Annotated in this window: 8 protein-coding genes; 6 read left to right on the top strand and 2 right to left on the bottom strand. The window is 70.0% G+C overall.

Annotation, left to right across the window (positions count from 1 at the left end; all coding sequences use genetic code 11):
- The 4 genes from AC2VON_RS20830 to AC2VON_RS20815 form a co-directional block, all read left to right on the top strand.
- A partial coding sequence (locus AC2VON_RS20830) for a PLP-dependent transferase (protein ID WP_486954616.1) occupies positions 1-254 on the top strand: 254 nt, incomplete at its 5' end.
- Between the two features lie 11 nt (positions 255-265).
- A complete protein-coding gene (gene metX, locus AC2VON_RS20825) occupies positions 266-1,393 on the top strand; it encodes a homoserine O-acetyltransferase MetX (protein WP_486954615.1) in 1,128 nt (375 codons plus the stop codon).
- A gap of 2 nt (positions 1,394-1,395) precedes the next feature.
- On the top strand, positions 1,396-2,139 hold the full coding sequence (locus AC2VON_RS20820; RefSeq protein ID WP_486954614.1) for a class I SAM-dependent methyltransferase: 744 nt from the start codon (positions 1,396-1,398) through the stop codon (positions 2,137-2,139).
- A gap of 187 nt (positions 2,140-2,326) precedes the next feature.
- Positions 2,327-2,713: a DUF732 domain-containing protein gene (locus tag AC2VON_RS20815; RefSeq protein ID WP_486954613.1), complete on the top strand. Its 387-nt coding sequence runs from the start codon at positions 2,327-2,329 to the stop codon at positions 2,711-2,713.
- A gap of 39 nt (positions 2,714-2,752) precedes the next feature.
- Here AC2VON_RS20815 and AC2VON_RS20810 read toward each other — a convergent pair whose 3' ends face one another.
- Both AC2VON_RS20810 and AC2VON_RS20805 read right to left on the bottom strand, forming a co-directional pair.
- On the bottom strand, positions 2,753-3,031 hold the full coding sequence (locus AC2VON_RS20810) for a DUF3017 domain-containing protein (protein WP_486954612.1): 279 nt from the start codon (positions 3,029-3,031) through the stop codon (positions 2,753-2,755).
- Positions 3,031-3,885, bottom strand: coding sequence for a bifunctional methylenetetrahydrofolate dehydrogenase/methenyltetrahydrofolate cyclohydrolase (locus tag AC2VON_RS20805; protein WP_486954611.1), 855 nt, complete (start codon positions 3,883-3,885; stop codon positions 3,031-3,033). The genes AC2VON_RS20810 and AC2VON_RS20805 overlap by 1 nt, the downstream gene beginning before the upstream one ends.
- 35 nt (positions 3,886-3,920) lie before the next feature.
- Here AC2VON_RS20805 and AC2VON_RS20800 point away from each other — a divergent pair, with 35 nt between their 5' ends.
- Entirely contained in the window at positions 3,921-5,105 is a 1,185-nt protein-coding gene (locus AC2VON_RS20800; protein ID WP_486954610.1) for an NADH:flavin oxidoreductase, read from the top strand.
- A gap of 37 nt (positions 5,106-5,142) precedes the next feature.
- Positions 5,143-7,129: ATP-binding cassette domain-containing protein (locus AC2VON_RS20795; protein WP_486954609.1), on the top strand; the 1,987-nt coding region annotated here is incomplete at its 3' end.

The raw sequence follows: 7,129 nt of genomic DNA, 5'->3' as shown, positions 1-7,129 counted from the left end.
ACGCGCTGCGGCTGCACAGCCACGTCGCCAACATCGGTGACGTGCGATCGCTGGTGATCCATCCGGCTTCGACGACCCACAGCCAGCTCGCCGAAGAAGAACTGCTGGCCACCGGTGTCACCCCTGGCCTGGTGCGGTTGTCGGTGGGTATCGAGGGCATCGAAGACATCCTGGCCGATCTGGAACTCGGCTTCGCCGCGGTGCGGAACCGCCGGCGGTCCGTGCACGAGTCGCCGGCCCTGGCGAGCCGTTGAGGAGGTCTGGCATGACGGTCTTCGACGTGTCGACACAGACGCTGCCTGCCGAAGGTGAGCTCGGCCTCATCGATATCGGATCACTGACCCTGGAAAGCGGCGCGGTGCTCGACGACGTCTGCATCGCCGTGCAGCGCTGGGGCGACCTGTCGCCCACCCGGGACAACGTGGTGATGGTGCTGCACGCCCTGACCGGCGACTCCCACGTCACCGGGCCCGCCGGGCCGGGCCGTCCCACCCCGGGCTGGTGGGACGGGATGGCCGGGCCCGGCGCACCGATCGACACCGACCGCTGGTGCGCGGTGGCCACCAACGTGCTGGGCGGCTGTCGCGGGTCGACCGGGCCGAGCTCACTGTCCTGGGACGGAAAGCCCTGGGGTGCAAGGTTTCCGGCGATATCGATTCGCGACCAGGTGGAAGCCGACGTGGCGGCCCTAGCCGCGATGGGCATTCGTGAAGTCGCGGCTGTGGTGGGCGGGTCGATGGGCGGCGCACGGGCGCTGGAGTGGATGATCGGCCATCCCGACCGGGTCCGCTCGGGGCTGCTGCTCGCAGCCAACGCGCGTGCGACCGCCTACCAAATCGGGACGCAGACCACCCAGATCGCCGCCATCAAGGCCGACCCGAACTGGCAGGGCGGCGACTACCACGGCACCGGCCGCGCACCCGATACCGGCCTGGCGATCGCCCGCCGCGTCGCGCACCTGACCTACCGCGGCGAACCCGAACTGGACAACCGGTTCACCAACACCGCCCAGGACGGTGAGGATACGGCCACCGGTGGCCGCTATGCGGTGCAAAGCTATCTGGAGCACCAGGGCGACAAGCTGGTGTCCCGGTTCGACGCCGGCAGTTACGTGACCCTGACCGAGTCGTTGAACAGCCACGACGTCGGCCGTGGCCGCGGCGGGGTCGCCGCGGCGTTGCGCAGCTGCCCGGTCCCGGCGGTGGTGGCCGGCATCACCTCCGACCGGCTGTATCCGCTGCGCCTGCAGGCGGAGCTGGCCGATCTGCTGCCCGGCTGCGCTCGCCTGCAGGTGGTCGACTCGGGCTACGGCCACGACGGCTTCCTGCTGGAGACCGGCGCGATCGGCGAGTTGCTCCGGCAGACCCTCGAGTTGAGCGAATCGGACCGCTAGCGGTGACGCGTTCCCGCCGGGACCGCTCGCTGTCGTTCGGCTCGCAAGCGGCCGCCTACGAGCGGGGCCGGCCGTCGTATCCGCCGGAGGCGATCGACTGGCTGCTGCCGCCCGGCGCCGGCGACGTTCTCGACCTGGGTGCCGGCACCGGCAAGCTCACCACCCGGCTGGCCGAACGCGGGCTGCACGTGGTGGCCGTCGACCCCATCCCCGAGATGCTGGAGGTGCTGCGCGCCGCGCTGCCGGCCACCCCGGCTCTGCTGGGCACAGCCGAACAGATTCCCTTGCCGGACAACAGCGTCGACGCTGTCCTGGTGGCGCAGGCCTGGCACTGGTTCGATCCCGCGCGTGCGGTGCCGGAGCTGGTGCGGGTGCTGCGGCCGGGCGGCCGGCTGGGGCTGGTGTGGAACACCCGCGACGAACGGCTGGGCTGGGTCAAGGAGCTGGGCCGCATCATCGGCCGCGAGGACGCCCGCGACGTCGTCGACGCGGGCGTGACACTGCCCGAGCCGTTCTCCGGCGTCGAGGACCATCGTGTCGAGTGGACGAGTTACCTGACCCACCAAGCACTTATCGACCTGGTGGCCTCGCGCAGCTACTGCATCACCTCGCCGGCCGAAGTGCGCACCAAGACACTGGAACAGGTCCGCGAGTTGCTGGCCACCCATCCGGCGCTGGCCGGCACCGACGGCCTGGCGCTGCCCTACGTCACGGTGTGCGTGCGGGCGATCAGCCCATCGCGATGAGTTCCAGCTGGATGTCGTCCGGGTCGCACACCTGTGCCCGAATGTTGACCGCACCGTGTCACCGACGTGACCGCGGCCGGGCATCGTTTCTGGGGGTTACCAGCCAAGTGCCGCTCCGGCGCTGAGGATACGGTTCCGAAGGGGGACTTAAACCATGCACGCACCACACCACAGACGACCAGCTTGGATGCTCGCGGCATCCGCGGCTCTGCTGGCCACAACGCTGGCCGCGACGTCGGCTCCGCTCGCGCGGGCCGACTTGGCCGACAACGATTTCCTCAGCTCCCTCAGCAGCGCCGGGATCAACTACAGCGATCCGGGAAGCGTGATCTCCCTGGGTCAATCCCTCTGCTCGACGCTGGAAGACGGCAGCCAGCCGCTGTCCTCCGTTGTGTCCAGCGTCCCCGGCATCGGCGGTATTTCGCCGGGGATGGCGGGGATGTTCACCAGTATCGCACTGTCCATGTACTGTCCGCAGGTGGTGGACTCGATCACCAGCGGCAACGTGTCCAGCCTGCCCCAAATCCCGGGTGTCCCAGGGGTTCCGGACCTGTCAAGCCTGGCCGGTCTGTAACCGGCTCCGACGGCCGGCCGGGCGGTTGAAGCGCGGACTCTACCCGGTCCCCAGCGGGTCGATGGTGGCGGCGGCGTAGAGCATCATCGCCGCCATCGTGGCCAGGGTGGCGAAGTCGAGTCCCTTGCTGCGTACCACCAGCAACCCGGCCCGCTTGTCGGACAGCACCAGCCGCAGCATCGCCGCGACCCCCACTCCGATGCCGATCAACAACGAGCCTCGGCGCCAGTAGTTCGCGCCTGCCAACACAAAAGCCGCCGCGAAGATCAACCCCACCGACAGCATGGGCCACTGGCCCGCGGCGACCCGGCGCGTCATCAGCACCGGCCCTCGGCGAGTTCGACGACGTTGGTCAGCAGGAACGCCCGGGTCAGCGGCCCCACTCCACCGGGGTTGGGCGAAACGTGATCGGCGACCTCCCAGACGTCCGGGGCCACGTCGCCGACCAGCCCGCCGGCGGTGCGGCTGACCCCGACGTCGACCACCGCAGCGCCCGGCCGCACCATGTCGGCGGTCAGCAGGTGCGGCACCCCGGCCGCGGCCACGACGATGTCGCCCTGCCGGGTCATGGCGGCCAGGTCGCGAGTTCCGGTGTGGCACAGTGTGACCGTGGCGTTCTCCGAGCGCCGGGTGAGCAGCAGGCCCAGCGGACGCCCGGAGGCGACACCGCGGCCGATCACCACCACGTGGGCGCCGGCGATCTGGATGTCGTAGCGCCGCAGCAGGTGCACGATGCCGCGCGGGGTGCACGGCAGCGGCGCCGGGGTGCCGAGCACCAGCCGGCCCAGATTCCTCGGGTGCAGCCCGTCGGCGTCCTTGGCCGGGTCGACGCGCTCCAGCGCTGCGTTCTCGTCCAGATGCTTGGGCAGCGGCAGCTGGACGATGTAGCCGGTGCAGTCCGGGTTGGCGTTGAGCTCGTCGATGGTCGCGTTGAGTTGGTCTGTGCTGGTGTCGGCGGGCAGGTCACGGCGGATCGAGATGATGCCCACCTTGGCGCAGTCGTTGTGTTTGCCGCGGACGTAGCTCTGCGACCCGGGATCGTCGCCGACCAGGACGGTGCCCAGGCCCGGGGTGCGTCCGGCCGAGGATGAAGCCAGCCTGGCAACCCGGCCTTTGAGGTCGGTGAGGATCTCGTCGCGCGTCGCCTTGCCATCCAACGTGATCGCAGCCATGCCGGGCAGCCTATAGGCTCTTATAGGCTCGGGCCATGGCCGCCGCATCGGACGTCCTCAGCCCCGTCCGGCTGGGCCCGGTCACGCTGCGCAACCGGATCATCAAGGCCGCGACGTTCGAGGCCCGCAGCCCCGACGCCCTGGTCACCGACGACCTGATCGAATACCACCGGCTGCCGGCCGCCGGCGGAGTCGGCATGACCACCGTCGCCTACTGCGCGGTCTCGCCGGGCGGGCGGACCGCGGGCGGCCAGATCTGGATCCGCCCGCAAGCCGTCGCCGGGCTGCGCCGGCTCATCGACGCGGTGCACGCCGAGGGCGCGGCGGTCAGCGCGCAACTCGGCCACGCCGGCCCGGTCGCCGACGCGCGGTCGAACCAGGCCCGGGCGCTGGCGCCGGTGCGGTTCTTCAACCCGATGGCGATGCGGTTCGCCCGCAAGGCCACCCGCGACGACATCGACAACGTCATCGCCGCGCACGCCGACGCCGCCCGGCTGGCCGTCGACTCCGGCTTCGACGCGGTGGAAATCCATCTGGGCCACAACTATCTGGCCAGTTCGTTTCTGAGCCCGCTGATCAACCGCCGCACCGACGAGTTCGGCGGATCGCTGCAGAACCGGGCCAAGGTGGCCCGCGGCATCGTGCAAGCGGTTCGCCGCGCGGTGAACCAGCAGATCGCGGTGACGGCCAAGCTGAACATGGCCGACGGCGTCCGCGGCGGCATCACCGTCGACGAATCGCTGACCACGGCGAAGTGGCTGCAGGACGACGGTGGGCTGGACGCCCTGGAGCTGACCGCGGGCAGCTCGCTGGTCAACCCGATGTATCTATTCCGCGGCGACGCCCCGGTCAAGGAGTTCGCGGCCGCGTTCAAGCCACCGCTGCGCTGGGGGCTGCGCCTCACCGGTCACCGGTTTCTGCGCCAGTACCCATACCGCCACGCCTACCTGCTGCGCGACGCCAGGTTGTTCCGTGCCGAGCTGTCGATGCCACTGATCCTGCTGGGCGGCATCACCAACCGGGCGAGTATGGACACCGCGATGGCCGAGGGATTCGAGTTCGTCGCGATGGCGCGCGCGCTGCTTGCAGAGCCCGACCTGGTCAACAAGATCGCCGCCGACGCCGACCACGTCTCGGCGTGCATCCACTGCAACCGCTGCATGCCCACCATTTACAGCCGTACCCACTGCGTGGTCACCGGCGCGCCGGATGACTGCTGACGGGGTCAAACGTCGCGCAGCCGATACAGTTGGGCCGATGAGTCAACCAGTCCCGCCGGTGCTGACCGTGTCCTGCGACGGCTCGCAGAGCACGTTCGCCGCAGGTCATGACGTCGTCGTCGGCAGGGATCTGCGCGCCGACGTGCGCGTCGCACACCCCCTGGTCTCCCGCGCCCACCTGCTGCTGCGCTTCGACCACGGCAGGTGGATGGCGATCGACAACGGGTCGCTGAACGGGGTGTTCGTCAACGGCCAGCGGCTACCGGTGGTCGAGATCCACGACGGCCAGCGCGTCAACCTGGGCAACCCCGACGGGCCCCTGCTCTGCTTCGAAGTGGGACACGACCTGGGGCAGGCCGGCCGGCCACCGCGAACGACGTCGATGCGGATAGCGCAGCCCGCCGCCGGCTGGTCGTCCCCGCCGGTGCACCACCCGGCCCCGGCACAACCGGTACGCCCACCCGGCGGTGCGCGCCCGGGGCCGCCACCCTATTCGCGGCCCAACCCCGTCCCACCGCCGCCCCAGCCGGCGCCGCAGCCGCGCGTCTACACCCCAACAGCAAACACAGCACCCCCAGCGGCGACCGGACGGGCACCGGTGGCGGTTCAGGTGATCCAGCCACCGGAAGAGTCGAACCTCGCGACGAAGATGCTTCAGATCCTGCGGCCTGGGTCCGCCGAGGCGCCGTCCGGGGCAGTGACCATCGGCCGCGCCACCGACAACGACATCATCATCTCCGACGTGCTGGCCTCGTGGCATCACGCGATGCTGGTCCCGACATCGCGGGGCACCGAGATCTGCGACAACCGCAGCATCAACGGGACGTTCGTCAACGGGGTCCAGATCGGGTCGGCCATCCTCACCGAGGGCGACGTGGTCACCATCGGCAACGTCGACCTGGCGTTCACCGGCGGTACCCTGGTGCGCCGCACCGAGGTCGCGACGCGCACCGGCGGCCTGGAGGTCCACGGCGTCTGCTTCGACGTCGAGGGTGGCAAGCGGCTGCTCAACGACATCGCGCTGACCGCCCGGCCCGGCACACTGACCGCTATCGTCGGCGGGTCGGGCGCGGGGAAGACGACGCTGGTCAGGCTCATCGCCGGGTACACCCACCCCACCACCGGCTCGGTCACCTTCGAGGGTCACAACATCCACACCGAGTACGCGTCGCTGCGCAACCGGATCGGCATGGTCCCCCAGGACGACGTGGTGCATCGCCAGCTGACGGTGATGCAGGCGCTGGGCTACGCCGCGGAGCTGCGACTGCCGCCCGACACCAGCAAGACCGACCGCGACCAGGGCGTCGCCGAGGTGCTCAAGGAACTGGAGCTGACCGAGCACGCCGACACCCGGGTGGACAAACTCTCCGGCGGCCAGCGCAAACGCGCGTCGGTGGCGTTGGAGCTGCTGACCGGGCCGTCGCTGCTGATCCTCGACGAACCGACCTCAGGTCTGGACCCTGCGTTGGACCGCCAGGTCATGCTGATGCTGCGACAGCTTGCCGACGCCGGTCGTGTGGTGATCGTGGTGACGCACTCGGTGTCCTACCTCGACGTCTGCGACCAGATCCTGCTGGTGGCACCCGGCGGAAAAACGGCGTTCTTCGGTCCGCCCGGCCAGGTGGAGCCGGCGCTGGGAACCCGGAATTGGGCCGACATCTTCGCCAACGTCGGCGCCGACCCCGACGCGGCCAACCGCCGTTTCCTGGAGCGCGAGGGCCGGCAACGTTCCGCCGTCGCCGCCGCCGAAGCCCCGCCCGCCGACCTCGGCAAGCCGACCGGAACCAGCACGGCCAAACAGTTATCGACGATCGCGCGACGCCAGGTGCGGCTGGTCCTCTCCGATCGCGGGTACACGATATTCCTGGCGGCGCTGCCCTTCATCGTCGGCCTGGTGGTGCTGACCGTGCCGGGCTCCAAACCCGGATTCGGCGTCGCCAACCCCATGGGCAACTCCCCCACCCAGCCGCAGTACATCATGACCTTCCTCAACTTCGGGGCGGTCTTCATGGGCATCGCGCTGA

This window comes from Mycobacterium sp. TH-M82 (genome assembly GCF_057473605.1).
This window is presented reverse-complemented; position numbering and strand designations above follow the sequence as displayed.